25 protein-coding genes, 1 tRNA gene and 5 pseudogenes are annotated in these 26,173 nt (G+C 57.3%); 16 read left to right on the forward strand and 15 right to left on the reverse strand.

Annotated elements, in window-relative coordinates; genetic code table 11:
• Positions 1 to 68: 68 nt before the first annotated feature.
• The 8 genes and pseudogenes from AB7M23_RS17940 to AB7M23_RS17975 all read right to left on the reverse strand — a co-directional run bounded on the left by AB7M23_RS17940 (position 69) and on the right by AB7M23_RS17975 (position 8,624).
• Positions 69 to 1,520, reverse strand: coding sequence for an aldehyde dehydrogenase (locus AB7M23_RS17940; protein ID WP_454241558.1), 1,452 nt, complete (start codon positions 1,518 to 1,520; stop codon positions 69 to 71).
• A gap of 27 nt (positions 1,521 to 1,547) precedes the next feature.
• Positions 1,548 to 2,693 carry an NAD(P)-dependent alcohol dehydrogenase gene (locus AB7M23_RS17945; protein ID WP_454241559.1) on the reverse strand — a complete coding sequence of 382 codons (1,146 nt, stop codon included), beginning with the start codon at positions 2,691 to 2,693 and terminating at the stop codon, positions 1,548 to 1,550.
• A 40-nt stretch (positions 2,694 to 2,733) separates the two neighbouring features.
• Complete coding sequence (gene catA / locus AB7M23_RS17950; protein WP_454241560.1) at positions 2,734 to 3,672, reverse strand: catechol 1,2-dioxygenase; 939 nt, start codon at positions 3,670 to 3,672, stop codon at positions 2,734 to 2,736.
• A gap of 72 nt (positions 3,673 to 3,744) precedes the next feature.
• A complete protein-coding gene (gene salA, locus AB7M23_RS17955; protein WP_454241561.1) occupies positions 3,745 to 5,031 on the reverse strand; it encodes a salicylate 1-monooxygenase in 1,287 nt (428 codons plus the stop codon).
• Between the two features lie 187 nt (positions 5,032 to 5,218).
• Positions 5,219 to 6,556, reverse strand: coding sequence for an MFS transporter (locus tag AB7M23_RS17960; RefSeq protein WP_454242195.1), 1,338 nt, complete (start codon positions 6,554 to 6,556; stop codon positions 5,219 to 5,221).
• Between the two features lie 332 nt (positions 6,557 to 6,888).
• Positions 6,889 to 7,166, reverse strand: a pseudogene (locus AB7M23_RS17965) (dioxygenase family protein); the annotation flags it as partial.
• A gap of 21 nt (positions 7,167 to 7,187) precedes the next feature.
• The gene (gene catC, locus AB7M23_RS17970; RefSeq protein WP_014756783.1) at positions 7,188 to 7,478 is read right to left on the reverse strand and encodes a muconolactone Delta-isomerase; all 291 of its coding nucleotides are present in this window, start codon (positions 7,476 to 7,478) and stop codon (positions 7,188 to 7,190) included.
• Between the two features lie 24 nt (positions 7,479 to 7,502).
• Complete coding sequence (locus AB7M23_RS17975; protein WP_454241562.1) at positions 7,503 to 8,624, reverse strand: muconate cycloisomerase family protein; 1,122 nt, start codon at positions 8,622 to 8,624, stop codon at positions 7,503 to 7,505.
• 148 nt (positions 8,625 to 8,772) lie between these two features.
• Between AB7M23_RS17975 and AB7M23_RS17980 the strand changes: the two are divergent.
• The 3 genes and pseudogenes from AB7M23_RS17980 to AB7M23_RS17990 all read left to right on the forward strand — a co-directional run.
• Positions 8,773 to 9,094 (forward strand): annotated as a pseudogene (locus AB7M23_RS17980) (LysR family transcriptional regulator); the annotation flags it as partial.
• An 86-nt stretch (positions 9,095 to 9,180) separates the two neighbouring features.
• Positions 9,181 to 10,101, forward strand: coding sequence for a LysR family transcriptional regulator (locus tag AB7M23_RS17985; protein ID WP_330522561.1), 921 nt, complete (start codon positions 9,181 to 9,183; stop codon positions 10,099 to 10,101).
• Between the two features lie 86 nt (positions 10,102 to 10,187).
• A pseudogene (locus AB7M23_RS17990) lies at positions 10,188 to 10,304 on the forward strand (ArsR/SmtB family transcription factor); the annotation flags it as partial.
• A 114-nt stretch (positions 10,305 to 10,418) separates the two neighbouring features.
• Here AB7M23_RS17990 and AB7M23_RS17995 read toward each other — a convergent pair.
• A complete protein-coding gene (locus AB7M23_RS17995; protein ID WP_330522737.1) occupies positions 10,419 to 11,312 on the reverse strand; it encodes a LysR family transcriptional regulator in 894 nt (297 codons plus the stop codon).
• A 142-nt stretch (positions 11,313 to 11,454) separates the two neighbouring features.
• Between AB7M23_RS17995 and AB7M23_RS18000 the strand changes: the two genes are divergently transcribed.
• The 4 genes from AB7M23_RS18000 to AB7M23_RS18015 are packed head-to-tail and all read left to right on the forward strand — an operon-like array spanning position 11,455 to position 15,146.
• Positions 11,455 to 12,447 (forward strand): LLM class oxidoreductase, encoded by a 993-nt coding sequence (locus AB7M23_RS18000; protein WP_454241563.1) that lies wholly within the window; start codon positions 11,455 to 11,457, stop codon positions 12,445 to 12,447.
• A 22-nt stretch (positions 12,448 to 12,469) separates the two neighbouring features.
• Positions 12,470 to 13,270 carry a sugar phosphate isomerase/epimerase family protein gene (locus AB7M23_RS18005; RefSeq protein ID WP_454241564.1) on the forward strand — a complete coding sequence of 267 codons (801 nt, stop codon included), beginning with the start codon at positions 12,470 to 12,472 and terminating at the stop codon, positions 13,268 to 13,270.
• Between the two features lie 23 nt (positions 13,271 to 13,293).
• Positions 13,294 to 14,103, forward strand: a complete 810-nt coding sequence (locus AB7M23_RS18010) for a sugar phosphate isomerase/epimerase family protein (protein ID WP_454242196.1) — start codon at positions 13,294 to 13,296, stop codon at positions 14,101 to 14,103.
• Between the two features lie 56 nt (positions 14,104 to 14,159).
• Positions 14,160 to 15,146: an LLM class flavin-dependent oxidoreductase gene (locus tag AB7M23_RS18015; RefSeq protein ID WP_454241565.1), complete on the forward strand. Its 987-nt coding sequence runs from the start codon at positions 14,160 to 14,162 to the stop codon at positions 15,144 to 15,146.
• Between the two features lie 45 nt (positions 15,147 to 15,191).
• On the opposite strand, the pseudogene AB7M23_RS18020 reads toward AB7M23_RS18015, so the two are convergent.
• Positions 15,192 to 15,419, reverse strand: a pseudogene (locus AB7M23_RS18020) (SDR family oxidoreductase); the annotation flags it as partial.
• A gap of 59 nt (positions 15,420 to 15,478) precedes the next feature.
• Positions 15,479 to 16,378: a LysR family transcriptional regulator gene (locus AB7M23_RS18025; RefSeq protein WP_330522556.1), complete on the reverse strand. Its 900-nt coding sequence runs from the start codon at positions 16,376 to 16,378 to the stop codon at positions 15,479 to 15,481.
• A gap of 138 nt (positions 16,379 to 16,516) precedes the next feature.
• Between AB7M23_RS18025 and AB7M23_RS18030 the strand changes: the two genes are divergently transcribed.
• The 9 genes and pseudogenes from AB7M23_RS18030 to AB7M23_RS18070 all read left to right on the forward strand — a co-directional run bounded on the left by AB7M23_RS18030 (position 16,517) and on the right by AB7M23_RS18070 (position 22,210).
• The gene (locus AB7M23_RS18030) at positions 16,517 to 16,918 is read left to right on the forward strand and encodes a DoxX family protein (protein WP_330522555.1); all 402 of its coding nucleotides are present in this window, start codon (positions 16,517 to 16,519) and stop codon (positions 16,916 to 16,918) included.
• Between the two features lie 331 nt (positions 16,919 to 17,249).
• Positions 17,250 to 17,447, forward strand: coding sequence for a tautomerase family protein (locus tag AB7M23_RS18035; RefSeq protein ID WP_454241566.1), 198 nt, complete (start codon positions 17,250 to 17,252; stop codon positions 17,445 to 17,447).
• A gap of 83 nt (positions 17,448 to 17,530) precedes the next feature.
• Entirely contained in the window at positions 17,531 to 17,884 is a 354-nt protein-coding gene (locus tag AB7M23_RS18040) for a putative quinol monooxygenase (protein ID WP_330522553.1), read from the forward strand.
• 23 nt (positions 17,885 to 17,907) lie between these two features.
• Positions 17,908 to 18,522: a nitroreductase family protein gene (locus tag AB7M23_RS18045; RefSeq protein WP_330522552.1), complete on the forward strand. Its 615-nt coding sequence runs from the start codon at positions 17,908 to 17,910 to the stop codon at positions 18,520 to 18,522.
• 156 nt (positions 18,523 to 18,678) lie between these two features.
• Positions 18,679 to 18,824 (forward strand): annotated as a pseudogene (locus tag AB7M23_RS18050) (alpha/beta fold hydrolase); the annotation flags it as partial.
• A 255-nt stretch (positions 18,825 to 19,079) separates the two neighbouring features.
• Entirely contained in the window at positions 19,080 to 19,709 is a 630-nt protein-coding gene (locus tag AB7M23_RS18055; protein WP_454241567.1) for an NADPH-dependent F420 reductase, read from the forward strand.
• Between the two features lie 20 nt (positions 19,710 to 19,729).
• A complete protein-coding gene (locus tag AB7M23_RS18060; RefSeq protein WP_454241568.1) occupies positions 19,730 to 20,572 on the forward strand; it encodes a DODA-type extradiol aromatic ring-opening family dioxygenase in 843 nt (280 codons plus the stop codon).
• On the forward strand, positions 20,565 to 21,242 hold the full coding sequence (locus tag AB7M23_RS18065) for an alpha/beta hydrolase (protein ID WP_454241569.1): 678 nt from the start codon (positions 20,565 to 20,567) through the stop codon (positions 21,240 to 21,242). The genes AB7M23_RS18060 and AB7M23_RS18065 overlap by 8 nt, the downstream gene beginning before the upstream one ends.
• Before the next feature lie 50 nt (positions 21,243 to 21,292).
• Positions 21,293 to 22,210, forward strand: a complete 918-nt coding sequence (locus AB7M23_RS18070; RefSeq protein WP_454241570.1) for a LysR substrate-binding domain-containing protein — start codon at positions 21,293 to 21,295, stop codon at positions 22,208 to 22,210.
• A gap of 409 nt (positions 22,211 to 22,619) precedes the next feature.
• Here the strand turns inward: AB7M23_RS18070 and AB7M23_RS18075 are convergent.
• The 4 genes from AB7M23_RS18075 to AB7M23_RS18090 all read right to left on the reverse strand — a co-directional run bounded on the left by AB7M23_RS18075 (position 22,620) and on the right by AB7M23_RS18090 (position 26,156).
• Positions 22,620 to 22,695 (reverse strand) — tRNA-Phe (locus AB7M23_RS18075).
• Between the two features lie 181 nt (positions 22,696 to 22,876).
• Entirely contained in the window at positions 22,877 to 23,431 is a 555-nt protein-coding gene (locus AB7M23_RS18080; protein WP_099776672.1) for a helix-turn-helix domain-containing protein, read from the reverse strand.
• Between the two features lie 523 nt (positions 23,432 to 23,954).
• Positions 23,955 to 25,313 (reverse strand): aspartate aminotransferase family protein, encoded by a 1,359-nt coding sequence (locus tag AB7M23_RS18085; protein WP_454241571.1) that lies wholly within the window; start codon positions 25,311 to 25,313, stop codon positions 23,955 to 23,957.
• 69 nt (positions 25,314 to 25,382) lie between these two features.
• A complete protein-coding gene (locus tag AB7M23_RS18090; RefSeq protein WP_099774825.1) occupies positions 25,383 to 26,156 on the reverse strand; it encodes a gamma-glutamyl-gamma-aminobutyrate hydrolase family protein in 774 nt (257 codons plus the stop codon).
• Positions 26,157 to 26,173: the final 17 nt, after the last annotated feature.

Consider the following 26,173-nt stretch of genomic DNA (forward strand, 5'->3'; position numbering starts at 1 on the left):
AAAAGAGCCGTCCGTACCCGAACGATACGGACGACCCAAAAACCAAAGCAGCAGTGTCGGGATAAAACTCAGAAAGGATATGGTTGGCCCGACGGCTCCACCGTTACCCATTTCACCTCAGTGAACTCTTCGATCACTGCACTGCCATCGAAGCGGCCATATCCGCTTTTCTTCATGCCGCCGTAAGGCGCCTGCGGCTCGTTTTGCACGGTCGCACCATTGATGTGAACGCAGCCAGCATCCAGTCGGCTGGCGAGGCCGAGTGCTTTGGTGACGTCACGGCTGAAGATCGAAGATGAAAGACCGTAGGCTGTATCGTTGGCAACGGCCAAGGCCTGCTCGGCCCCTTTTACCCTGACGATAGTGGTTACCGGGCCAAAGGTCTCCTCATCGTAGATGGCCATTTCCCGGGTCACGCAGTCGACCAATGTCGGGCCCATCAGTGCGCTCTGGGCGAGCCCCCCAGTGACAATTTTGGCTCCCTTGTTAACCGCATCATCCAGCAGATGATTGATCCGCTGTACGGAACCTTGACCAATCATGGGGCCGATCACACAGGCTGGAGATTTCGTCGGCAAGCCCGTCTCGAGTGCGCTGACTCGCTCGACAAAGCGGGCGACGAACACGTCCGCTACAGCTTCGTCCACCACGAAGCGCTCCGTGGACATGCAAATCTGCCCCTGGTACAAAAACGCGCCAAACACTGCGGCGTTTACAGCGCCCTCGATATCAGCATCATCCAGAACGATGAAAGGCGCTTTGCCCCCCAGTTCCAGCAGGCAACGCTTAAGATGGCTCGCACAGGTTTGCGCAATCATGCGACCGACCTTGGTTGAGCCTGTGAAGTTGACGCGACGTACGGTGTCATGGGCAACCAGTGCTTCGGTAACCGCCGCAGCATCTTCCGGAGCACTGATCAGAAAGTTGAGAACGCCCGCTGGCAAGCCGGCTTCGTAGAATGCCTCAGCCAGCAAAGCATGGGTGCGCGGGCTGCTCTCGGACCCCTTGAAGATCACCGTATTGCCGCACGCCAGTGGATACGCGATAGCGCGCGCGCCGAGAATGACCGGACCGTTCCATGGCACGATCGAAAGTACCGTACCGACAGGTTGGCGCAGGGTCATAGACAGAGCGCCGGGCTTGTCGGTGGGTATGGTTTCACCCTTGATCTGCGTGGTCATTGCAGCAGCTTCACGCAGCAGGTTTGCAGATGCCCCCACATTGAATTGCGCCCACAGCTGCGAGGCACCGATTTCATCGGCCATTGCGACGCAGAAATCCGTCATCTTGGCTTCGAGTGCATCGGCGGCGGCCAGCAAGATACGACGACGCTCTGTTGGCCCTGTACCAGCCCAGGTTCGGAACGCTCGCTCGGACGATTCTGCGGCACGCAGTGCGTCTGCAACGCTGCAAGCGGCACCGACGCTGACAGTATGCGAGCTGATGGGATCGACTCGCTGATAGGTCTTGCCGTCGGATGCGGATTGCTTCTGGTTATCTATCACCAGTTGTACAGTCATGGTAGATACCTCTAGGTAACAAAAAAATCAGGCTGCTGATACTGCCGGCATCCGCAAGATCGGCTTGATGGTCACGCCGCGCTCACTATCCGCCATGGCTTCGTTGACCTGATCGAACTCATAGAACTTGCATAGCTTGTCGAATGGGAACCGACCTTGCAGGTAGAGATCCACAAGCTTCGGAATGAACGCGTTGGCGACCACGTCGCCCTGGACGATACCCATGATGCGTTTGCCAGGGATCATCACTTCGTTGATGTTGAACGCTACTTCAGTTCCGAACTTGGTCGCGCCAACGATGCCGCAGGTGCCAAGCGTGGCCAGTGCATCGATGGCTTGGCGCAGCACTTCCGCGCGCCCCGAACACTCCAGACTGTAGTTGGCGCCGCCTGCGGTAATCTGTTGTATGCGCTCGACCGGGTTTTCTTCACAGCTGTTAATGACATGTGTCGCACCGAGTTCCAGCGCCAATTGAAGTCGGCTCGGGGTGACATCCACCGCGATGATGGTGGTCGCACCAGCGATACGGGCAGCCATGACTGAGGCCAGGCCGACTGCTCCTGCGCCGAAGGCGACGAAGCTGGAGCCAGCCTCGACCTTCAGTGCGTTCAGTACAGACCCTGCACCTGTCTGAATACCGCAACCCAGTGGCCCCAGCAATTCCAGCGGAGCCTCTTTGGCGACCTTGACCACGTTGCGTTCGTTGGCGATGGCATACGTCGAGAAGGATGACTGACCAAAGAAATGATCATGTATTGGCATGCCCGATTCACAGCCGCAGCTTGAAGCACTGCCATCCAAGCGACCGCCGCCAAAGTTCAGCGGGTGCATGTGCGTGCAGTGCGCCGGGTGTCCTGTCTCACAAGGCAGGCACAGGCCGCAAGACATGTAGGTCATCACAACATGATCACCCGGTTTGACCGTTGTCACCGCAGAGCCGACCGCATCGATCACACCTGCGCCCTCGTGGCCAAGAATGATCGGCATCGGTGTAGGGAACAGTTGGTCGCGTACTACCATATCGGTGTGACAGACACCCGATGCCACAACCCGTACACGAACTTCAGTGGGACGGGGTGCTTCGATCAGCACATCCTCGACCTTCAGAGGTGCACCTGACTCTCGCAGGACTGCCGCCTGGATACGCATCTTCTGCATATTATCGTGGGACATTTGCTTCTCCTCGAATACTCACACTGGCCAGCGGTGCGGATCAGGCTGGTTGCAGTGCACGTGGTCGCTGGCTTCGCTCGGTCGCTTTCTGGCTCACTGCAGGGCGCAAGCAAAAGTCGAAGGTCATTTCGGCAAAACGCCCTTCCACACCCCTTGCCTTGGCGCGCTCAGCGTCGTCGACAAATTGGATATCGCCGATCAGGCCGTCACGGGTTGCGTAGGCGAAGTCATCCCACAGGTACTTGTCGTTGGACAGGTTGATCTGGGTAGTGAGATGTTCATGCCCAGGCGCGGAGATGAAGAAATGCACGTGCGCTGGACGCTGCCCGTGTCTGCCAAGCGTATCGAGACACTCCTGGGTAGGGCCGGCCGGGTTGCAGCCATATCCGGATGGTACGATGCTGCGCGCGCGGTACCGGCCCTGCTCATCCGTGATGATCCGGCGGCGCAGGTTGTATTCGGATTGACTCTTGTCGAAGTAGGAGTAATTCCCTTCAGTGTTGGCTTGCCACAGGTCCACGACTGCACCAGCAATCGGCTGCCCCTGCAAGTCGACCACCTGCCCCTCAAGGAACATCACGGTCGCACGGTCATCCTCAGTCCCGTCATCCATGCGCGCGACACCTTCGCAGATCGGAGCGCCTGCGACATAGAGTGGGCCCTCGATCGTGCGCGGGGTTCCGCCAGTACGGCCCGCGGCTTCATCCTTGGCATCGGCCAGAAGATCAAGAAAGTGTTCAATACCCAGGCCGGCGACGAGCAAACCGGCTTCGTTCTTGGCACCCAGACGGTTCAGGTAGTCGACCGCTTTCCAGAATTCGTTTTCGGTAATTTCCAGGTCTTCGATTAGTCGCGCGACATCCTGCAGCACGCGCAGGATTATCTGTTTGCAGCGAGCATCGCCCTGGTCGTGATCAAAGCCGGCAGCTTGACGGAAAAACGCTTGAATTTCAGGCAGGTTGGAAATAGTGATCGCCATGGTGATGACACCTTCTTATATGTGTTCTGAGCGAGGCAAGGCATCAGCGCCCTGCCCTATCTTGGAATTGGATCAAGCCGCTTGCGCGTGCAAGCCGAGCTGCTCACGGGCCTGCAGCAGGTCTTCCTGCATGTCGTGATTCCACAGCCAGTCGAACCGCTCGGCGAGTACCTTGCCGAGCCGTTCCTTGTCTTCCAGTACCGCTGGGTCACGGAACTCGTAGAGTTCGCCAGCTTCCCAAGAGGTCCGCTGCACGCGGCATGCACGTGGCCGGCGTACTGCGTCATAGGCGTCGAGCACTGCCTGTGGACGCTTCTCCAGCACTTTCGGGTCAGCCAGCAGGCGCGCCAGCAGCCATGCATCCTCCAGCCCTTGCCCAGCACCAGCGCCCTGGTGCGGCAACATGGCATGGGCAGCGTCCCCGATCAGGCCGACACGGCCATAGACGTAACCCGGCAACTCCGCCAAATCGTGAAGTGCCCACAGCGAAGGCGTTGGAATGCATTCCAGAAGCACCTGCGCGGCGTCATCCCAGCCCTCGAACGCGGTCAGCATTTCTGCTTGTGTTGCGTTACGCACCCAAGGCGCATCGCTGGGCCAGACCGGGTTTGGTTGACTACGATCGGAGATGAACGCGACGACGTTGATCAAGCGCCCTTGCTTGACCGGGAAGGTCAGGATGTGGCCGTCCAGCCCAAGATACATCTGTGGAACATCGATAAGATGCTCATCAACGCCACGTGCCCGGTAGGCTTCGCGCAGTTGCTGGCTGTCAATGAGGCCTCGGTAGGCACAGGTACCGCTGAAACGAGGCGCAGCCAGTGGCTGGTTCAAGCCTTGCAGCACATGGTCACGGATCGAAGACTTGATGCCATCGGCACCGATCAACACGTCGCAGCGATGCTCAGTGCCATCAGTGAACGTTACTTGAACCTGTTCACCGTCCTGCTCCACGCGCTGGGCACGTTTGCCAAACTGGGCGATGCCCTCAGGGAGCTGGCTGGCCAGGGCGTCGAGGAAGTCGGCACGATGCACAGACGATTGCCCGACACCCTCGGCAACGCTGCACCCCAGATACTGGGCATCGCGCCCCATACGCCATTCGAACCAGATGTCCTGCCAAGGCGTAGGCGTGCTGTCAGCGATGTTGCGGTAGGGCTCGGCGATACCGAGGCCAGCGATGGCGCGCACGGCATTGGCGCCGAAGGAGACGCCTGCGCCTACTTCACCGAAAGCGGGCGCTGCTTCGAACAGTTGGACATTCAGATGAGTGTGACGGCACAGATCCAGTGACAGAGCAACGCCTGCGATACCACCACCGATAATCGAGACGTTCAGAGCAGAAGTAGAGGTTTGCATAGCAAGGTACCCTTGGGGCTGATTGTTATTGGAGTTCACGGATGATTACTGCTGCGTCGCTATTGATAAATACCGTGAAACCCATAAACGACATCACAGCTATGAATATTGCTCGCGAACACGAACGTCATGCGTTACCTGATTTCAAGCACGCAGGCCGACGTTCAAGCCGCTGAACACGCGCCCATCAGGAAGCCGCCTGCGTGCTGATCTGCACAGGCGACAGCACCTTGCGGTGCTTCAGAAAGACCAGGATCGCTGCCGCGCCAATGGCACCGGGTATGGCAAAAACCAGGAAGCTGGCCTGCAATGGCAAGTTTGACCCATGCAATAGCCCGCCAAGTACCGGGCCGATGATTGCCCCGGTTCGCCCTATTCCCATTGCCCAGCCCAACCCCGTGGACCGCACATGCGGCGGGTAATACTGCACAGCGCAAGCATTGGCCAGAATTTGAGTGCCGATGGTGCAAGCTCCAGCAATGGCGATCAGCAGATACAGCACCGCCAAAGGCGCCTTTATTGCCAGCAGGCTTAATGACAAGGCGCCGCAGGCAAAGAACATCAGTAAGACCTTGGTGATGCCCACCCGGTCGCCGAGCCAGCCACCTGCGATAGCGCCGACAATGGCGCCACCGTTCAGCACCAACAGGAACGCCAAGCTCGAATTGAGTCCGTAACCTGCGCTGTTCATTATCTTGGGTAACCACGAACTCAACGCGTAGACCATCAACAGGCAGCAGAAGAATGCGACCCACAAGGCCAAGGTGCTGACGAGGCGGCCATCACGGAACAGCTCCCCGATCGAGGCGGTTGAGCCACGCGCAACCGAATGAACCAACTGATCGTCTGCTTCGGGCAAGTAGCTTCGCGTCGTTTGCGCCAACAAGGATTTGGCCCGCTCGATTTGCCCGCTGCGCAGCAGAAAGTCCATCGACTCCGGCAACTGCCGCAGCAGCAGCGGGAGTATCAGCATCGGGATCAAGGCAACGTAGAATACCGCCTGCCATCCCCACTGCGGGATGAACAGCATACCCAGCCCCGCGGATAACATCCCGCCCAGCGAATAGCCGCTGAACATAATCGCAACCAAGGTGCTGCGTGATTTTTGCGGGGCGTATTCATTCATCAAGGCCACGACGTTCGGCATCACGCCACCGATCCCAAGCCCCGCAATGAAGCGACACAGCGCGAAGGCCGCAGGACTGGATGCAAGACCGTTCAATGCGGTGACGCCGCTAAACAGCAGCACACATATCATGATGGTCTTGCGGCGACCGACCCGGTCTGAGATCGATCCGAAAAACAAGGCGCCCAACATCATCCCGACCAGCGCACAGCTACCCAGTGCGCCCGCTTGCACTGCACTGAGCCCCCATTCGGTCATTAACGACGGCAACACCACGCCGTAGATCACCAGGTCGTAGCCGTCGAAGATGATGATAAGTGCGCACCAGACCAGAATTCGCGCATGAAAGGCATTGAAACGCGCCCCGTTTATCAGGGCCGAAACGTCGATTGTTCGCATGGCATTGCTCATTCTTGTAATTGTTATGGCGGGGCTTCAACCCCCTTGTTACGCCCTCAGCACCGTGGTGTATCGCTGGACGGTGACCAACAGGCTGAAGTGCGCTGAGGGTCATCATGACCAAGCCGACAGTGGTCTCACATGCAGCGAAACGAATAACCAGTATTTCCATCCTGAATATTCGTCACCACTTCACACACCTGATGCCGATATGGGAAATGCTTTCATCTAACGCCTGGGGCGAGCGTGCAGGGATACGGTTCGGCCAGGGAGAGCAGAGAGAGCAGAGAGAGCAGAGAGAGGTCAGGCTGGGGTTGCTGCCCTCCTCTGCGTTACGCCTGCAGCGCGCGCGGCCGCAAGCTGTGTTGTTCGTCGGGAGTTTCAGCTGCCGGTTGCAACTGGAAGTCAAAGGACAGTTCCGCAAAGCGCCCTTCTATACCTTGTTTGGCGGCCAGACCCGCATCCTCGATAAAGCGCACTTCCCCGATCAGCTCTTCGCGCGTGGCATAGGCAAAGTCATCCCAGAGGTACTTGTCCCCTATGGCTCACAACCGTAGCCGGAAGGAACAATGCTGCGAGCACGGTACCGACCGTCTGCATCGGTGATGATTCACAATGGCAAGCGTGGTACTCAGCGATCATCCTCATGAATCGACGAAGGATGGCGGCACAGGCCGGTCACTTCGATGTCCATGTAGGGGAACAGCGGCAGTTGCATGAGGGTGTCGTGCAGCGCTTCGACGCTGTCCACGTCGAACACACTGAAGTTGGCGTAGTGGCCGGCAATGCGCCACAGATGACGCCACTTGCCCTCACGCTGCAGGCGCTGGGCCAGTTCCTTTTCGTCAGCCTTCAAGCGGGCAGCCACTTGCGGGTCCATGTCCACTGGCAGCTTTACAGTCATCTTCACGTGAAACAGCATTTGCCAAATCTCCTATAAAAGGTTTCAAGTACGACGGAATCTGGCCAGGCGTTCTTCATCGAGCGTCAGCCCGAGGCCCGGCGTGGCAGGGACGTGCAACTGGAAGTCGCGGTACACAGGCGCTTCGGTCACGATTTCTTCGGTGAGCAGCAGTGGGCCGAACAGCTCCGTGTGCCATTGCATCTGATCCAGGGTGATGAACGCATGGGCCGATGCCAAGGTGCCCACTGCCCCTTCCAGCATGGTCCCGCCATACAGCGCAATGCCTGCTGCCTGGGCAATCTGGGCGGTGCGCAGCACGGCGCGAGGGCCGCCATTCTTGGCGATCTTCAGCGCGAAAATGCTGGCAGCGCCATCGGCCGCCAGACTGAAAGCGTCCTCGACACTTTCGATGGATTCGTCCGCCATGATGGGCGCCGGGCTGCGCTGGTTAAGCCGCACTTGCCCGCTTCGGTTGATCCGCGAAATCGGCTGTTCGATCAGGTCGATGCCGTTTTCACCCAGCACCTGGCAGCCCTTGATGGCCTGAGACTCGGTCCAGTATTGGTTGACGTCGACACGTACGCTGGCGCGATCGCCCAATGCTTTCTTGATGGCCACCACATGGACAAGGTCATGCTCCAGGGCATTGGCACCAATTTTGAGTTTGAAGATGCGGTGGCGACGTTGCTCGAGCATACACTCGGCTTCTTCGATGTCCTTGCCGGTGTCGCCACTGGCAAGGGTCCAGGCCACTTCCAGGGCATCACGCACCCGGCCGCCCAGCAACTCGCTGACAGGTAGCCCCAACCGCTTGCCTTGGGCATCGAGCAACGCCGTTTCCACTGCCGAGCGGGCGAATGTGTTGCCCTTGATGGCTTTGTCCAGGCGATGCATCGCCGCATTGATGTTCTCTGCGTCCTGGCCGATCAGCAAAGGCGCGAAGTAGCTGTCCAGGTTGCTCTTGATGCTTTCTGGGCTTTCATTGCCGTAGGCGAGCCCGCCAATGGTGGTGGCCTCACCGATCCCCTCGATGCCGTCGCTACACAACAAACGAAGGATGACCAGTGTCTGGCTGCGCATGGTGTGCATGGCCAGCTTGTGCGGGCGAATGGTCGGCAAGTCGACGATGATCGTCTCAAGGCGCTCGATTCGGGCTGCTTTCATTTCGGGTTCCATTACGCAAGGTAGAGGCTGGGGTGCGATGCCATTGCATCAATACCCATAGGATCTTGTTTCGTGTACCGTAGGATCGATCCATTGCATTCATTGAGTCCAATATTGTTTTCATCTCGAACAATACTCAGGAGGTATCGTGGATCTCAGGCATGTTCGTTACTTCCAGGCAGTCGCGAAAACCTTGAATTTCACCCGCGCTGCCGAGCGTCTGAACATCGCCAGCCGCCCCTGAGTCGCCAGATTCAGCAGTTGGAAGAACATCTGGGCACAGCATTGCTTGAGCGCAGACAACCGACGCAGGCCGGTTTTTCTATGAGCAGAGCGTCACCTTGCTCAAGCAGCTTGAACAGGTATGCGAAAACACCAGGCGTATAGGTGAAGGGCAGCGGCAATGGTTTGGCATAGGCTTTGCGCTGTCCACGCTCTATGCCGTACTGCCGGAGCTGATTACAGGTCTCACCGTGGGCCAGTGACATCAGTCCCATAACCCAGCGCTGCCTGGCAATCATCTCGACCATCAATCGTTAAGCGACGACGAGGCATCATGGAACTACGCGACCTGGATTTGAACCTGCTGCTGGTGTTCAACCAACTGCTGATCGACCGCAAGGTTTCCACCGCTGCTGAGCATCTTGAGTTGACCCAGCCTGCGATGAGCAATGCGCTCAAGCGACTGCGCACGGCACTGCAGGACGAACTGTTCGTTCGCACCTATCAGGGCATGGAGCCCACACCTTATGCGTTGCAACTGGCTGAGCCGGTGACACTCGCAATTCAAACGTTACGAGACGCGCTCGGTCGACAGGATGTGTTCGACCCCCGCACTTGCAACCGGCGCTTCACCATGGCCATGACCGACATCGGCGAAATCTACTTCATGCCCAAGTTGATGGACGCTTTGGCTGAGCTTGCGCCAGGCTGCACCATCAGCACGCTGCGCAATACCGCCGATACCCTTGCCGAAGGTTTGCAAAACGGGACCATCGATCTGGCGGTCGGGTTGTTGCCCCATTTGCAAGCAGGTTTCTTCCAGCGCCGCCTGTTCCATCATCGCTACGTGTGCCTATGCCGGGCAGGCCACCCCGCCACGCGGGAGCCCTTGACCGTAGAGCGTTTCACCCAGTATGACCACGTCAGGGTCGTTGCCGCTAATACAGGTCACGGCGAAGTCGATACTTTCTATTCAAGAGCAGGCGTGGTGCGCAACGTTCGCCTGGAAGTTCCCCACTTCGTTGCAGTGGGCCACATTCTGCAGCGAACCGACCTGCTAGCAACGGTGCCAGAGCGATTCGCGATCAGCTGTGAAGGCCCTTTCGACCTGTGTATATTGCCGCCCCCGGTTGAACTGCCGAACATCGAAATCAACCTGTTCTGGCATGCCCGCTTCAATAAAGATCCCGCCAATCGCTGGCTGCGACAACTGATGTTCGACCTGTTCTCGGATCACGAAACACCCGTTCGATAACCATTTAACGGTTGCGCTAGCCTTAACAAGGGATCTGAAGGCCCTCGCCTTAATCGACTTATCACAGGAACAATGCCGTGCTCAACGTGCGCACCACAGTAGAAACCGATGATCTTGATGTGTTGATCAAAGCCTTGGCACACCCGATCCGTCGTCAAATACTCTCGTGGCTGAAACAGCCTGCTGTGCACTTTCCCGATCAGTAATGAGGCGCTGATCGAAAGCATGCTGAAGGCCTTGCAAGATGCGCTGTAAATAAAAGTGAGCCTTCGTTATCACTCACGGAGGCTCATCCTGCCCAGTGCTGACGCATTGAGTTACCCGCGGTCCGCTGGTAACCGGTTAACCATGAAGTCGACGAAAGCCTTTATCTTGGGCAATGGTTGCCGGCTCGACGGCCACAATATAGTGAAATTGCGCCGATCTGACACATACGCTTCCAACAAAGATACCAGTCGCCCCTGTGCAAGAGCATCGACCAGTATGAAGTCGGGAAGGCAGGCAATACCCTGCCCGGCTTCAGCCATTGCCAGCAAGGGATCGATGGCATTGGCGACCGCACTTTGAGGAAGGTCCAGATGCACGGGTTTGCCGTGTTCGCTCAACGGCCAGGCATCCAGCTTGCCGCTCGAGGGATAGCGATAGTGTAAACACGCGTGACTTACCAACTCCGAGGGACGCTTCGGCGTGCCACGTTGTTCAAGATAGCCTGGAGTAGCGACGATGCGATGACTGAAACCCTGCAGTCTGCGCATCATCAATCTGGAGTCCTCTACTTCACCTATACGCATGACCGCGTCAAACCCCTCCTCGATCACATTCACGAGGCGATCACTGAAGTCCATCTCCAGCTCCACGGCTGGGTAGGTCTGTTGAAATGCGATCAGGTGGGGCATTAGGCGCATCCCCAACTGCGGCAAACTCAGTCGCAGCTTACCTTGCGGTTTTGCCGCCGACTGATGCAGTTCGCGCTCAGCCACCTCGAGTTCGGCGAAGATTCGGTGGCAGCGCTCCAGGAATAGCGCGCCTTCTGGTGTAAGGGTGATGGCTCGGGTGGAACGATGAAACAGCCGTACGCCAAGCCGCTCTTCCAGCCGGGCAATGGCTTTGCCGATAGCGGATGAGGACACCTCCAGACGCCTGCCGGCCTCCGTGAAACTGCGTGCTTCCGCGGCATAGACAAACGCCCCCAAGCCCCCCATCTGATCCATCATCGCAGACATTATTGCATCCAATTATTCCTGAATGTTAGGAATTGTAGCTTATTTTTCTTCACGATAATCCTCTCTATAGTCGTCCAACCGCTGTTGTCGAGCCTCTGATCATGGGCTCAAACGAATCGACGAGGTAAAGATGAGCTTCAAACATCCGTCCGCAACGTTGCCAACCGAACTGTCCAGCCACCGAGGGTTTGCAAGAGTGTTCCGCCCCGGGCACCTGACCTTCGGTTTCATTGCGCCTTTGGAGAGCTACCCGGAAACCCCTGGCCCGACACTGGCCAATCACACGGCCATGGCTCAGAAAGTCGATGAGGCAGGGTTCTCCGTCATCTGGCTGAGGGACGTTCCCTTCTATGACCCCCATTTTGGCGATGTCGCACAGGTGTTGGATCCGTTGGTCTATGCCGGCTATCTCGCCGCAGTCACCCGTAATATCGCGATCGGTACCGCCGGTATAGTGCTACCACTGCGCGACCCACTGATCGTTGCAAAGCAAGCTGCAAGTGTCGACCAATTGTTGGGAGGGCGCTTGATTCTGGGCCTTGCGGGCGGTGACCGGCCCATCGAATACCCCGCGTTCGGGGTTGAATTCGATAGCCGCGCCGACCGCTTCCGCGATGCGCTTGCGGTGCTCAGGGCAGCAACGGAACAGGACTGGCCAACTGTTTCTACGCTTTTTTATGGACAACTCACTGGCAGCCTCGACTTGGTACCCAAACCGTTGGCACCCAGGCTGCCAACCTTGGTTGTGGGCATGGCCGGACAGACGCTGGAGTGGATTGCCGAACACACGGACGGAATGATCGGCTACCTCAATAACCCCATCCGCGTGCCGAGCATCGTGTCCCAGTGGCAACAGGCTTCTGCCGGAAAACCGTTCAAGCCATACGGTTACGGAACCTTCTTCGACCTCGATTCAGACCCGAATGCACCACTGCAACAAGGGCGGGTAATGCGTGCCGGCCGTAATACCCTCATCGAATTGTGGTTGCGCCAGCAGGACCAAGGCGTTTCGCATGTCGCCCTGAACTTTAAACCACAACATCGCCCCGCCTCTGAAGTCATCGATGAGCTTGGTGAGTACGTGCTTCCGCATTTCCCTACCCATGTTCCCGCAGGCGCATAACCCATCTCAACGGAGTTTCACTATGCAACACGCTGTCCATGCGATGGATTTCATCTTTCAGACCAAATTGGGGACCTATCCCCTGGCGGTGCAGTGCGAAATGCTCGCCTCCCTGGGTTACCAGGGCATCACCGTATCGTCCTGGAGCGCTGAGCTCAGGGACCTGCCAAAGGTAAAGCGCGAATGGGGCCTGGACGTAGGCGCCATCTATGCGATCTACCGCAAGGGCCTGGAAGGCCGCATGATCAACCTGTTCGAAACGCTAGAAGGCTGTAGTTCCATTGAGCTCGCCCTGCACTCCGGTGACAGCATTCAAGACCATGACCTGCACATGCTCGAGCGGCTGCTGCCGATCTGCGAGCAACGCGGCATCCAGATCGCGCTGTATCCGCATATCCGTTACGGCATGCAGACGACCCGCGAGGCTGTTGAACTGTGCGAGCGTTTCGATCACGCCAATCTTGGCATCGTCTTCAACGGCTACCACTGGTATGCCTGCCAGGAAGGGGCACTGGAGCAACGACTGGATGCCGTCATGCCTTGGCTGCGTCAGGTGAACATTGCAGGTTGCCGCCTCTCTCCACTTGGTTGGGGAGGAGCGGCAACCATCGAGCCCTTGGATGAGGGGGAGATGGACAACTTCGTGTTGCTCGGCGCGCTGGAGCGCCGCGGTTACAAGGGCCGCTATGGGTTCCTAGGGTGGGAAAGCATGGGCGGCGATGTGCATGGCAATCTGCTGCGCTCGCTCACGGCATTCCGCTCCATGGAAGAGCGTCTGGCGCGTAATCCGCACTGGGCACTTATGACCGATCTTCCACGCTGACGCAGCGGTAACTGATGAACGCCATGAACAACCCCATCCACGCGCTCGACTCCTTTTTCTATACCTCAATGGGGGTATACAGCTTCCAGTCACAATGCGAGATGGTCGCTGAAGTCGGCTATGACGCAATAACCGTGGCGGCCTGGAGCGGACACCCACTGACCGATTTGAAACTGCTGCCGCAGGTGAAGGCAAAGCATGGGCTGGATGTAGCAGCCCTGTATTTGGTGCTGCATGAAGGGCGCAATGATCACCTGGTCAAGCAAATCGTCGAGTCAGTCGAGGGCGTGCAACTCATCGAATTGGCCATTCAAACCTCGATCAACGGCGTAAAGGCGATACTGCAGTCCATCGAGCGCTTGTTGCCTATTGTCGAGCGCAGGGGGCTAAAGCTAGCGCTTTACCCACATCGCAATCATGTCACCGAGACCACATCCCAAGTCGTAGAGGTGTGTCGATTTTTCGATCATCCTCAACTCGGCGCAGTCTTCAATGGCTACCACTGGTATGCCAGCCAAGAAGGCGACCTGCAAGGGCGTCTTGACGCCATGAAGCCTTGGCTGATGCAAGTGACCACCTCAGGGTCGACCCTTTCACAATTGGGGTGGGGAGGTGTTGCGACCATGGAACCGCCAGACCGGGGGGAACTGGACAACTTCGCATTGCTGGGTGCCCTTCAACGCATGGGATACAACGGCCGGATCGGTCTTCTCGGCTGGGATTACTGCGGTGACGTCTATATCAAGCTTCAGCGATCGCTCAAAGCCATGCGCGGCATCCAGCAGCGCCTGGCTGAACACCCAACCTGGGCAGACATCCCGCTCGCTCGCTAACGCTCTGGGTGCCGAGCAACGATGCCTGGCGCCCGCCTCTTCTACAAGGAGCTCTCATGACTGCACTCTCAGTACTTGACCTGATGATGATCGGTGAAGGCAACACCTTTTCCGATACGCTCGAAGGCGCCCGGTTGCTGGCCCGGCACGTCGAGCAGCACGGCTATCGCCGTTACTGGATCGCCGAACACCACGACTTGCCAGGCATCGGTTCGATGGCCACACCGTTAATTATCCAGCACCTGGCGGCGTCGACTTCGACCCTGCGCGTCGGCGCCGGCGGCATCATGTTGCCCAATCATTCGCCGCTGATCGTTGCTGAGCAGTTCGGTACGTTACATACGCTTTTTCCCGACCGGATCGACCTCGGTGTAGGCCGTGCTGCTGGCAGCGGCGGTCCGACCATTCGTGCCATCCGCGGCTTGGCGCAAGAGCGCGACTTCGCCCAGGACGTTGCCCGGCTGATCAATTACCTGCAAAACAATGGGCGCGAGCCAGTAAGTGCCCTTCCAGGGCGCCATGACGTACCGGTATGGGTGCTGGGTTCTGGCATGCAGGGCGCAGACCTGGCTGCGAAGATGGGGCTTCCCTACGCGTTCGCTTCACACTTCGCACCGCAGATGCTGATGCTGGCACTCGAGCATTACCGCACGAGCTTTCGCCCCTCCGAGTTCCTCGCCAAGCCCTACACCATGGCAGGAGTGAACGTGATTGCCGCACAAACACGAGCGCAAGCGCATTGGCTGGCGAGTTCACACCAGCAATGGGTGGTGAAGCTGCACGCAGGGCGGGCCGGCTTACTGCCAATGCCTGAAGAAGGGTATCTGAACAAGATCTCTGATTACGACCGGGAAGGTTTGAATCAGGCAATGGCCTGCACTGCAATCGGGGACATCGACGACGTGGGCACCTGGCTTCGTCAGTTCATCGCCACCACACAAGTCGATGAACTGATGATCGATGCGCGAATCCATGACCCTGTAGCGCGCTGCCGATCCTATCAATTGGCTGCGCAGTCTATTGCAGACCTGCTGGACAATTGAAAAACTTGGGCTCGAGCGGGAGAAATCCCGCTCATATTCCTACCCTCAGAGAATGTCGTCCACCACCCCGCCATCTACGCGAAGTGCAGCGCCGCTGGTAGCAGAAGCAAGCGTCGAACAGACGTAGACCACCATGTTGGCGACTTCGTCCATAGTCGCCGCGCGCTGAATCAAGGAAGTGGGACGATGCGACATGACGAAATCGGCTGCCAGCAGCCATTTGGCCAAGCCGCGGGATAGAGCCAGTTGAGGCATTTTCGACGGCTCCGTAATTGACCATAATTCCTTTAAAATCCGAAATTGGCAGCAATTTAGTCTACCTTCTGGGTATTTCAGTCTTGCCAAGGCGGCGAGGCAAAACGTTCAGCCAGGAAGTTGATGAGCGCGCGAACTTTGGGTGACAGGTGTTTGCGTGTCGGGTAGACAATGTAGACACCCAGTTCAACTGACTTGTACTCAGGCAACACCTCCACCAAAACCCCCGTGCTCAGGTCATTGCTGACCATGAAGCTCGGCTGCAAAGAAATACCGCCCCCTGCGACCGTGATGCTGCGACAGGTATCGCCATTGTTGCAGCGCACCGTCGACCGGGTGCGTACACTCTCGGGGCCAGAGGGCCCTGTAAAATGCCACTCATTACCGCTCGAAAAGTTCGTGTAGGCGATTGCACCGTGTTGTTCCAGGTCCGACAGGGTGGTTATGGCGGGGTGACTGGCCAGGTAATCGGGCGAAGCGCAAAGGCGCATCCGTGTCCCGGCAAGACGCCGACCAATAAGCGACGAACTTTCCATTCGGGCAATGCGCACCGCCGCGTCGAAGCCTTCGTCAACCAGGTCCACTTGCCTGTCGTTGAGGCTGATGTCCAACTCGATTTTTGGATAGAGCCGCATGAAGTCCGCCCAGACTGGCGCAAGGTGGAGTACACCAAAACTCAAAGGCGCATTGACCCGCAGCACGCCGGTGGGCTCCGGCGAGGCTGAAGTGACCGCCTCCTCTGCCTGATCCATCAATGCCAGCACTTCCCGCGCCTGGTGATAGAACTGCCTGCCTTCATCCGTCAACGAGAGCCGCCGGGTAGTGCGCTGAATCAACCGCACCCCAAGCCGCTCTTCCAGCGCATTGACATGACGCGATACTGCGGCCTTGGACATGTCCAGGGGTTCTGCAGCGCCGACAAAATTGCCCTTGTCGACCACAGTGCAAAACACCTGCATTTCGAGTGCACGATCCATTTTTGTCTCACTAAGTGGAACTGTAAGTCACATAAATGTGAGTTTATCCCAAAATTCAAGCCTATAGACTGTGCTCATCGGCCTTGTCCAGGCAGATCAAATGCATCAATTACCTAATTTCAAAAGCGGATACTCATCATGATTGACACTCGCACCGCCCCCTACGCCGCCCTTGCCATGCGACTGGCCCTGGGCATCATGTTCATTGCACACGGCCTGACCAAGGTTTTCGTATTCACCCCTTCGGGCACTGCAGGTTTCTTCGAGTCGATCGGCTTCCCGGGCTTTCTGGCATACCCGGTCATGGCGTTCGAAGTCATCGGCGGCCTGATGCTGGTGCTGGGTGTCTATGCTCGCTGGGTAGCTTGCGTAGCCGTGATTCAGCTGTTCGTTGCCGCTACCGTTCACTTCGGTAATGGCTGGAGCTTCACCAACGCAAACGGCGGCTGGGAGTATCCGATTTACTTGACCATCAGTGCTTTGGTCGTTGCCCTGTTGGGTGATGGCGCATACGCAGCCAAACCCGCCGTGAAAGCGTGAGCTGACTGCAGGCTCAACGCTACCTTCCCTTTCTGCTAATCGCGCTTTGCCCGGCCAGGTTCTCGCTCCCGTGTTCCCTTGGCCGGGATTTTCTTTTCGCCCCGCTTGAAAGAGTTGTACCTCTCCGTAGAAGGTAGATATAAATTCTACAAATATTGGATTTAAAGGCAGTTTATCGTTATCAATTTCTACACTACGATGAATCCACAGTTTGATTCGAGAGCAGACACTACTTTCCTTGCTTGCCTCAGCTGCTGACTTAACGTCTGCCCTCTTCCCGTCAGCAAGCTTTGAGGTACTCGTCCAATCACTATTCAAAAGGATTGTTCCTATGCCCGTAGTACGTGTCAGCTGGTTCGAAGGCAAAGACCATGCACAAAAAGCCGCTGTTGCCGCAGACATCACCGAGACGATCGTCAAAAACACCGGCACACCGGCAGAGTACATCTACGTCATCTTTGAAGACGTCAAACCATCGGATTGGGCTGGCGCCGGAAAGTTGTTCGCAGACGATCCTGAGAACACCTGAACCGTGTGAACACTCTCGCGCCGTTAGAACGTGACGGCGCGCTCCCATCCAGGCCAGATCATCGCCCACGACGAATTCATCCCATGCATCCCTACATTTCCTGCCTTTTTACCCTCGCCGTTAAACCGACCGATTTTCCGGAATTCAAAGCGCTGATCAGCAAGATCGTTGCAGTGACCAAGCAGGAACCGGGCACGCTGGTTTACGAATACAGCGTCAATGAAGACACCAACACCGTCCATATTTTGGAGCGTTACAACGCTGATGCAGTCGTCAGCCATGTGGACACCACCTTCGCTCCCTTCGGTGAGCGCTTTCTCGAGCTCTGCACAGTGAAAGGTTTGGTCGTTTATGGCACCCCGGATGCTGAAATCCGCAAACGCCTCGACCCCTTCGGCGCTGTGTACATGACACCTTTCGATGGCTTCAGCCGTTAACCGTTTTATTCAAGGAGTTCTTCATGTCGACGATTGCTCAAGCCATCAGGTCGCGCACTTCCATCAACCAGTACGACACCGAGCGAGGCTTGACTGACCAAGAGATCGCAAACCTGGTTGAACTGGCAACACTTGCGCCCTCGGCGTTCAATTCACAGAACTGGCGTTTTCTGGCGGTGCGAAGCCCAGAAGAAAAAGCCCGACTGCTGCCCTTGGCGTTCGGTCAGCAGAAGGTAGTGGACGCCGCCGTGACGTTCATCGTGTGCGGCACACTCGCCCCCCATGAGTCGCTGCCATCGGCACTGGAGCCCGCGCGCAATGCCGGCATTATCGACCAGTCGGTCTATGACATGTGGGTCCAGGCCGCTAAGGGCATGTACCAGGACAACCTGCAACTGCAGCGTGACGAGGCTATTCGCTCGGGCTCGCTCGCAGCGATGACCTTGATGCTGGCAGCTCAGGGTCAAGGCTTGGCGTCGACCCCGATGATTGGTTTCGATGCCGCGGCGGTAGCCAAAGCATTCGGCCTCACGGCGAATGACGTCCCTGTGATGCTGGTTACTGTCGGTTACCCCGGTGCCTCCAACTGGCCCCAGAAGCCCCGTAAAGCGGTGCATGAGGTTCTGGAACTGGTTTGACCGCAAAGCCCCTCTATTCACCGGTAGGGGGGCGACTCGGTGTGGCTAGATCCAACTTTATACCTGCCCCCCCCCGAGGACCGTATCTTGAGCTTCCCCATCGACAGGTTATCGCTCCGATCGCTCGTTGGAGACGACTTCCACCTCCCCCACTAAATCGCTGGCCAGCCCTGCGGCCTGCCGATTTTCAAGCGCTGACGATCAGCAGCTTTCGCACCAGTGACAATGTCCATCTGAGCTACTGGGAAGCCGGTAGCGGCCATCCCTTGATCTTCATTCCTGGATGGTCGGCCAACGGCGCATAGCGGGCGCCTCTTCATAAATAAAGATCGCCACCTGGCAATCATTCTTGCCAGCTCGCATGTGAGCTGCGCATCTGAAGTCAACTGCGAAATTGCCTCAAGAAAGCCAAGGCCCGATGGTCTTGGCTTTTCTGTTTCAGTCATACCAACAATCTCGATTAGTGAGACTATTAATCACATTTTGGCTGGTTTATCTCATTTTAATGGCCTATAGAATGACCTGATCGAAACGCAAACCAACGATCAGAGGTAGCTATGAAAATCACAGTAATTGGTACCGGCAACATGGGTTCGGGTTTTGCAAAGCAGCTCTCCAACGCGGGTCACACCGTACGTGTCACCGGCCGCGACCTCGCAAAAGCGCAAGCCTTGGCAGATCAGTATCCGAATGTCACTGCGTACGCCGCATCCGAAGCCTTGGGCGACAGCGATGCCGTGATCATTGCGACGGCCTACAACGATGCAGTTCCTGCATTGCACGGCTTGGGCGACCTAACCGGTAAGGTGGTCATCGATATAACCAACCCACTGAGCGCCGATTACATGTCGCTGACCATTGGCCACTCATCCAGCGCTGCTGAAGAAATCGCCAAGGCGGTACCCCAGGCGCACATCGTCAAAGCCTTCAACACCCTGTTCGCCCAAGTGCTTGCCGACGGCCCTGAATTCGCCGACAGCCAACGAGGCACCGTGTTTGTTGCCGCCGACCATGAGCGTGCCAAACAAACCGCGATCGCGCTGGCTCAAAGCATGGGCTGGAACACCGTTGACGCCGGTGGACTGGTTAATGCGCGGTATCTGGAGCCGCTGGCCGGGCTCAACATCTATCTCGGCTATGGCGCAGGCCTGGGCACGTCTATTGCCCCGGTGTGGTTGAGCAAGTAAACGTTTTTTGAGGATATGCCATGAACACGCCTTTACCTGTTCTCTTTGTGTCTCATGGGGCTCCCATGTTCGCAATCGAGCCCGGCCAAGCAGGGGATCAACTGGCCAAGCTCGGTCGCGAGCTGACGCAACCGCGCGCCATTGTGGTCATCTCGCCGCACTGGATGACCCGCGGCGAGGTCTGTGTCACTGCGAGCACTCATCCAGAAACCATCCATGATTTCGGTGGTTTTCCGGACGCGCTGTACGAGCTGCAGTATCCCGCACCAGGTGCACCGTCTCTGGCGCAGGAGATCGTAGATCTGTTGGGCGATGCCGGCTGGAAGGCACGGCTGGACGCTCGCCGCGGGCTCGATCATGGCGCATGGGTACCGCTGCTTTACCTGGCGCCCGAAGCATCCACGCCAGTGATCCAGGTATCCATGCCCATGCCAATGGATACTCACAGCGCATTGAAGCTGGGCCAGGCATTGAAGCCCTTGCGCGACATGAACGTGCTAATTGTCGCGTCGGGCAGCCTGACCCATAACCTGTACGAATTCAGAGGCGCAACTACTCACGGCGAAGCATACGTCAAACAATTTGCCGCCTGGACAGCGCACGTGCTCGAGGCCGGAGATACCGCACAAGTCCTAGATTACCGCCGCCTGGCGCCTGGCGCCGAGCGAGCCCATCCAACCGACGAGCACTTTCTGCCGTTGCTCATTGCCTTGGGCGCCGCAGGTGAAACCTACCATGTACGGATATTGGAGGGCGGTATCACCTATGGGGTGCTGGCGATGGACAGTTATGTCTTTTCCTCGGTAGCCCAAGCGCACATCGAGCCGACTCAGTTCAACAGAGGCAATGCCAACCATGCGTGACACCACGTTCTCCGACCCCGCCCGCGAACCGGGTACGGGTCTGATTTTCCGTAAGGCCTGCACCACTTCGTCGCCGAAGGGGCGCCTGATCCTGCTGCACGGAGTAGGTTCAAATGAAGCCAATCTGGCAAGCTTGGCCGCCTCGCTGCCCGAAGAGCTGGAAGTGATTCTGCTTCGAGGTCCGTTGCAACTCAGCCCGCAAGGATTTGCCTGGTTCCAGGTGACATTCACCAATGACGGTCCCTCGTACAATGAAGTGCAGGCTGAGACGAGCAGGCAACTGCTCCTACGCTTCATTGATGCCCTCCCCGCATTGCCAACTGTGATTGCCGGCTTCAGCCAAGGCGGCATCATGAGTGCCAGCGTCGCCCTAACCGAGCCTGAGCGAGTCGCAGGCTTTGCAATTCTCAGCGGCCGTATACTCCGTGAACTGGCCCCCATCATCGCCGAGCCGAATCGCCGCAAGCATCTGCACGCATTCATTGCCCACGGCCATGAAGACAACGTGCTGCCGGAGCACTGGGCGAAGGAAGCCGACGCCTGGCTGAGCACACTGGGGGTCGCTCACGAAACGCACTACTACAACATGGGTCACGAAATCGTTGCGCCAGAGCTGGCTGACTTCTCGCAATGGCTGGACAACACCTTTGCGCTCACCCCTTTACGTTGAGCACTCGGGTATCCTTTTGGGTAGCACTCACGCCTATCTGGTAAGTCTGCATGACTGACGACACGTTCAGCGGAATAAACATCTTTCTCGTAACGGCACGCTCAGCTACCTTCACCGAAGCGGCTGAGCGCTTAGGGCTATCTAAATCCGCAGTAGGCAAAGCCATAGCTCGGCTGGAGGAGCGACTCGGGACCTGCCTGTTCTACCGATCCACGCGCAAGCTGTCCCTGTCACCTGATGGCGAAGCCTACTTCGCCGTCTGGTCATCAGCGCTAGAGGAAATACGTTCAACCGAGAGCAGCTTTGGCAGTCAGTTGGGGGTTCCAGCAGGCCGGTTGAGAGTAGACATGCCCGTGGCGTTCGGCAAACAAGTGGTGCTGCCCGTATTGCTTAGCATGAGCCGCCGCTTCCCGCAGTTGCAGCTGACATTGACCTTCAGCGATCAGTTGGTGGACCTGACTGACGAGGGAATCGACCTGGCCATCCGATTCGGCAGCGTGGACAGCGTGCCGGGTCTAGTGGCGCGGCGCTTGACCTCCCACCGCTGGGTAACCTGCGCGTCCCCGGAATATCTCGACGAATTCGGTTGCCCCAAGACACTTGAGGACATGGCAGGCCACCGCGCCATCGTTGGCTATCGCCGTGGCGGCTTGTTGCCATGGAAAATGACTCAGGCCGGCCAGGCAATGAAGTATTCGCCTCCTGCCACGTACCAATTCGATGATGCCGAGGCCATGATCGCGGCGGCCGTGGCGGGACTGGGGATTTGCCAGATGCCCATCTGCCTGTTGGAACAATCGATCGCGAAAGGGGCACTTGTGCCGGTGCTGCAGGACTATGAGCCGGAGCCTGTAGAAGTTCATGCCCTGTGGTCCAAGAGCAATCATTTACGCCCCAAGATTCGTTGCTTGGTTGATGAGTTGCTAAGCCTTTTCGCAGCATCGCCCAGCACATCGTCGCCACGTTGATGGCCCACTACTGCTTAGGGTAGCCACTAACACTCTCATCAGGTTTTGACGCCTCGTTACGTTGCCTGATTCGGTATAATCCGCGGCGTGATTTCCATGCCCGAAAACCTTCCCGACCATCCTGTTTTGCTCAAGCAATTGCTCGAGCAAATGATCAATCAGCGCGCGTCTGACAAGGGCAGATTGTTGACAGCATGGCCACGTTAATACCGAGTCAGTGCCGTCCAGCGCTTGAGGCAGTATCCAGAGCTAAGGACGTGGCGGGCATGCTCGCCCGCGCGGCTCGGACTGAAGTCGTAAACGACTGCCTTGATCGCTGAAGATGGATAGAACCCGTGCTCTCAAATAGCTGCGGTCGCTAAAAATAGAAAACCCCTGAAACCATTAGGAGTCAGGGGTTTAGAAGTAGTGGTGCCCAGAGACGGAATCGAACCGCCGACACGGGGATTTTCAATCCCCTGCTCTACCGACTGAGCTATCTGGGCCGCAGCTGAATTAAACGTTTTTACGGCTGGAGCGTCAAGCATGAAATCAAAAAAAATCAATTAAATCCTATGCTTAGGATTTTCCATAATGTGGAAAAGCCACAAAGCTATTAGCGCTAAATAAAGCTGATGCCGCTCCCGCAAGGTCGCGAACACGATGAACAATTGAGCCTGATCACACTCAATTGAACACCCAGAGCACGCGGGTGAGCGTATCCGTCAGGTTGGCATAACGGAAGCTTGCATGGGGTTGTAGCTGAAAACTATCGTTTGCGTAGAGCGTCACGGGATCGCCCTCATCCAGCCAGACGGTCAGCTCGCCTTCAAGCACGAAGCAGCCCTGCTCCGAACTGTCGTCGAGGTACTCTTCCCCGCTGGTTGCCCCAGGCTCAAGACGGCTGTCAAGCATGGAGAAGCCGCCCGCTATCGTGGGCGAGACCAGGACATCGGTAATACCACCTCCGAAATACAGCGTACGACGCTCATGCGGACGCGTTACCCAACTAAGGTCACGGGGCTTGTTCAGGTTGTAAAAATAGGCTGTTGATACACCGAGTGTTTCGCTGATAGCCGTCAGGTCTGCCACGGTTGGGCGCGACACACCCCGTTCAACCTGGGAAAGAAAGCCAACCGATCGGCCAATGCGTTGAGCCAGCTCGCCCAGCGTCAGCCCTTTGAATTTGCGCAAGTCGCGAATCAGTATTGCCAGGCCTTCAACTTCTTCGTGCATTTTCATCATTAAACCCATCGATCAAAAAGTGCATGCGCTGCAAAGCCCTTACTCAACGCCTCAAAAAACCGACAACACGAATGCTTGCGCCTTATTGTCCAGGACACGGTTCACATACGCGTCAATCAACACCGGAGCTGCCGAGATTTTTGTGAAACGTGAGGGTAGAGAGGACAAGGCCAATCGCTCCCAAAGCGCTGCGCAGAGGTCGGCCAGGCAAGATGTCAGTATCGCAATCAGCAGGCTGTGAAGCGAGTTTGTGGGCCATGGTTAAGCGCAGCTGTAAAATTATTTAGTTATTTTCATGAAAAAATACATGAATAATTTCACAAATCAAGCGCGTCACGAAACTCGGCCGCAGCGTCGAGCGGTGCACGTTGTCGCTAGCGGGGCAAAACCCTGACGATGTACCAGGGCAAGTCAAGATCAAGGGCTCTGAAGGGTGATGCCTTTCAGCGACTGAGCGCAAAGCGAGCAGCTCGGCATGAGTCTGCAGACTGTCTGCAGAATCATGCCGAGGTGCTATGTCTTAATGGATAGCCTGATAAGTCAGGTCCAGGCACTTGCGAGCCTTTTCCACCAATTCGTCGATCTCTTCAATGCTGATCACCAGCGGCGGTGCGATGATCATGGTGTCGCCCACCGCGCGCATGATCAGGCCGTTGTCGAAACAGTGCTGGCGGCAAATCATGCCGACACCCTTGCCTTCGTAACGCGCCCGCGTGGCCTTATCCTTCACCAACTCGATCGCACCGAGCATGCCCAGGCCGCGCACTTCGCCCACCAGCGGGTGGTCAGCCAGTTCACGCAGGCGTTTTTGCAGATACGGTGCGGTCACTTCGCGAACCTGCTCGATAATCTTCTCCTCTCGCAGGATACGCAGGTTTTCCAGGCCCACCGCCGCCGCTACAGGGTGGCCGGAATAAGTGAAGCCGTGGTTGAAGTCGCCGCCTTCGCTGATCACCTTGGCCACTTCGTCACGCACGATCACACCGCCCATGGGGATGTAACCGGAGGTGAGGCCCTTGGCGATGGTCATCAGGTCGGGCTTGAGGCCGTAGTAGTCAGAACCAAACCACTGACCGGTACGGCCAAAGCCGCAGATCACTTCGTCGGCGACAAAGAGGATGTCGTACTTGGCGAGGATTTCCTTGATCTTCGGCCAGTAGGTCTGCGGCGGGATGATCACGCCGCCGGCGCCCTGGATCGGCTCGGCGATAAAGGCGGCGACATTGTTCTCGCCGACTTCCAGAATCTTCTTCTCCAACTGCTCGGCCGCCCACACGCCGAACTCGGCTTCGGTCATGTCACCGCCTTCGCCAAACCAGTACGGTTGCGGGATGTGCACGATATCCGGAATCAGGCCGCCCTGCTGGTGCATGCCGGCCATGCCGCCCAGGCCCGCGCCAGCCACGGTGGAGCCGTGGTAGCCGTTGATGCGGCCAATGATGACCTTCTTGTCCTTCTTGCCCTTGATCGCCCAGTAATGGCGAACCAGGCGCAATACGGTGTCGTTGCCTTCGGAGCCGGAGCCAGTGAAGAACACATGGCTCATACCTTGTGGGGCCACATCGGCAATCGCCTTGGCCAGCTCCAGCGCTGGCGGGTGCGCGGTCTGGAAGAACAGGTTGTAGTACGGCAGTTCCTTCATCTGCCGGCTGGCCACTTCGGCCAGTTCGTCACGACCGTAGCCGACTGCCACGCACCACAGGCCAGCCATGCCATCGAGAATCTTGTTGCCTTCGCTGTCCCACAGGTACACGCCCTTCGCCGAGGTGATGATGCGTGGGCCTTTCTCCGCAAGTTGTTTGACATCGCTGAAGGGTGCCAGATGATGATCACGGCTCATCGCTTGCCAGGCAAGCGTTTGCGAATTCTTTTCACTCATCTACTTCTCTCCATCAAAATACGCAGCCTGGCTGCGGGGGCATTTTTTTATATTGATAACGGCCAGTTTTCAGGCGGACTTCAACATCAGTTGGCGCAGTACCGAGCGTTGCCGGCAGGCTTTTCCAAACGACTGGAAGATCGTTAGGTAATGCGGGTTTTCAAGTACCTGAAACTCTGGATGCCATTGAACGGCAAGGGCAAAACCCTTGCTGTTTTCAACCGAGATCGCTTCCACCAATCCATCGGGTGCGCGTGCTTCCACTCTTAGCCCAGGCGCCAGTGAATCAATGCCCTGGCCATGTATGGAATTGACATCGATGATCGGCGGCAAGCCCATGCGGTCCATCACGCCGCCCGGCTGTATATGCATCTTGTGGCGTGGGCCGTACTGCTTTTCCATGGGCTCACCCTTGACTTCACGATGGTCCATGAACAAGCCGGTCTCATGAACTTTCTGGTGGAGGGTGCCTCCCAGCGCCACATTCATCTCCTGAAAGCCACGGCAAATACCGAGCACCGGAACACCCGCCGCGATGGCCGCACGCATGAGCGGCAAGGTCGTGGCATCACGCGCTGGGTCGTGATGGCTGCCCGGCGCACTGGCCGGACCGTTGTAATGGAACGGTTCTATATTGGACGGCGAGCCGGTGAAGATCAGCCCATCCACCAGGTCAATGATGTCGGCGGTATCTATCAGGTCAGCGAGACTGGGAATCACGATCGGCAAACCGCACGCCGCCTTGCTCGCAGCACGGGCATACTTCTCACTGATGGTCTGGGTAGCATGCAGCTCAATTTCGCTGGTGCATGCAGTGATGCCGATAACTGGCACACGTGGCATATCATTCTCCGGCAAAT

The sequence above is a fragment of the Pseudomonas sp. HLS-6 TE3448 genome (genome assembly GCF_053629555.1).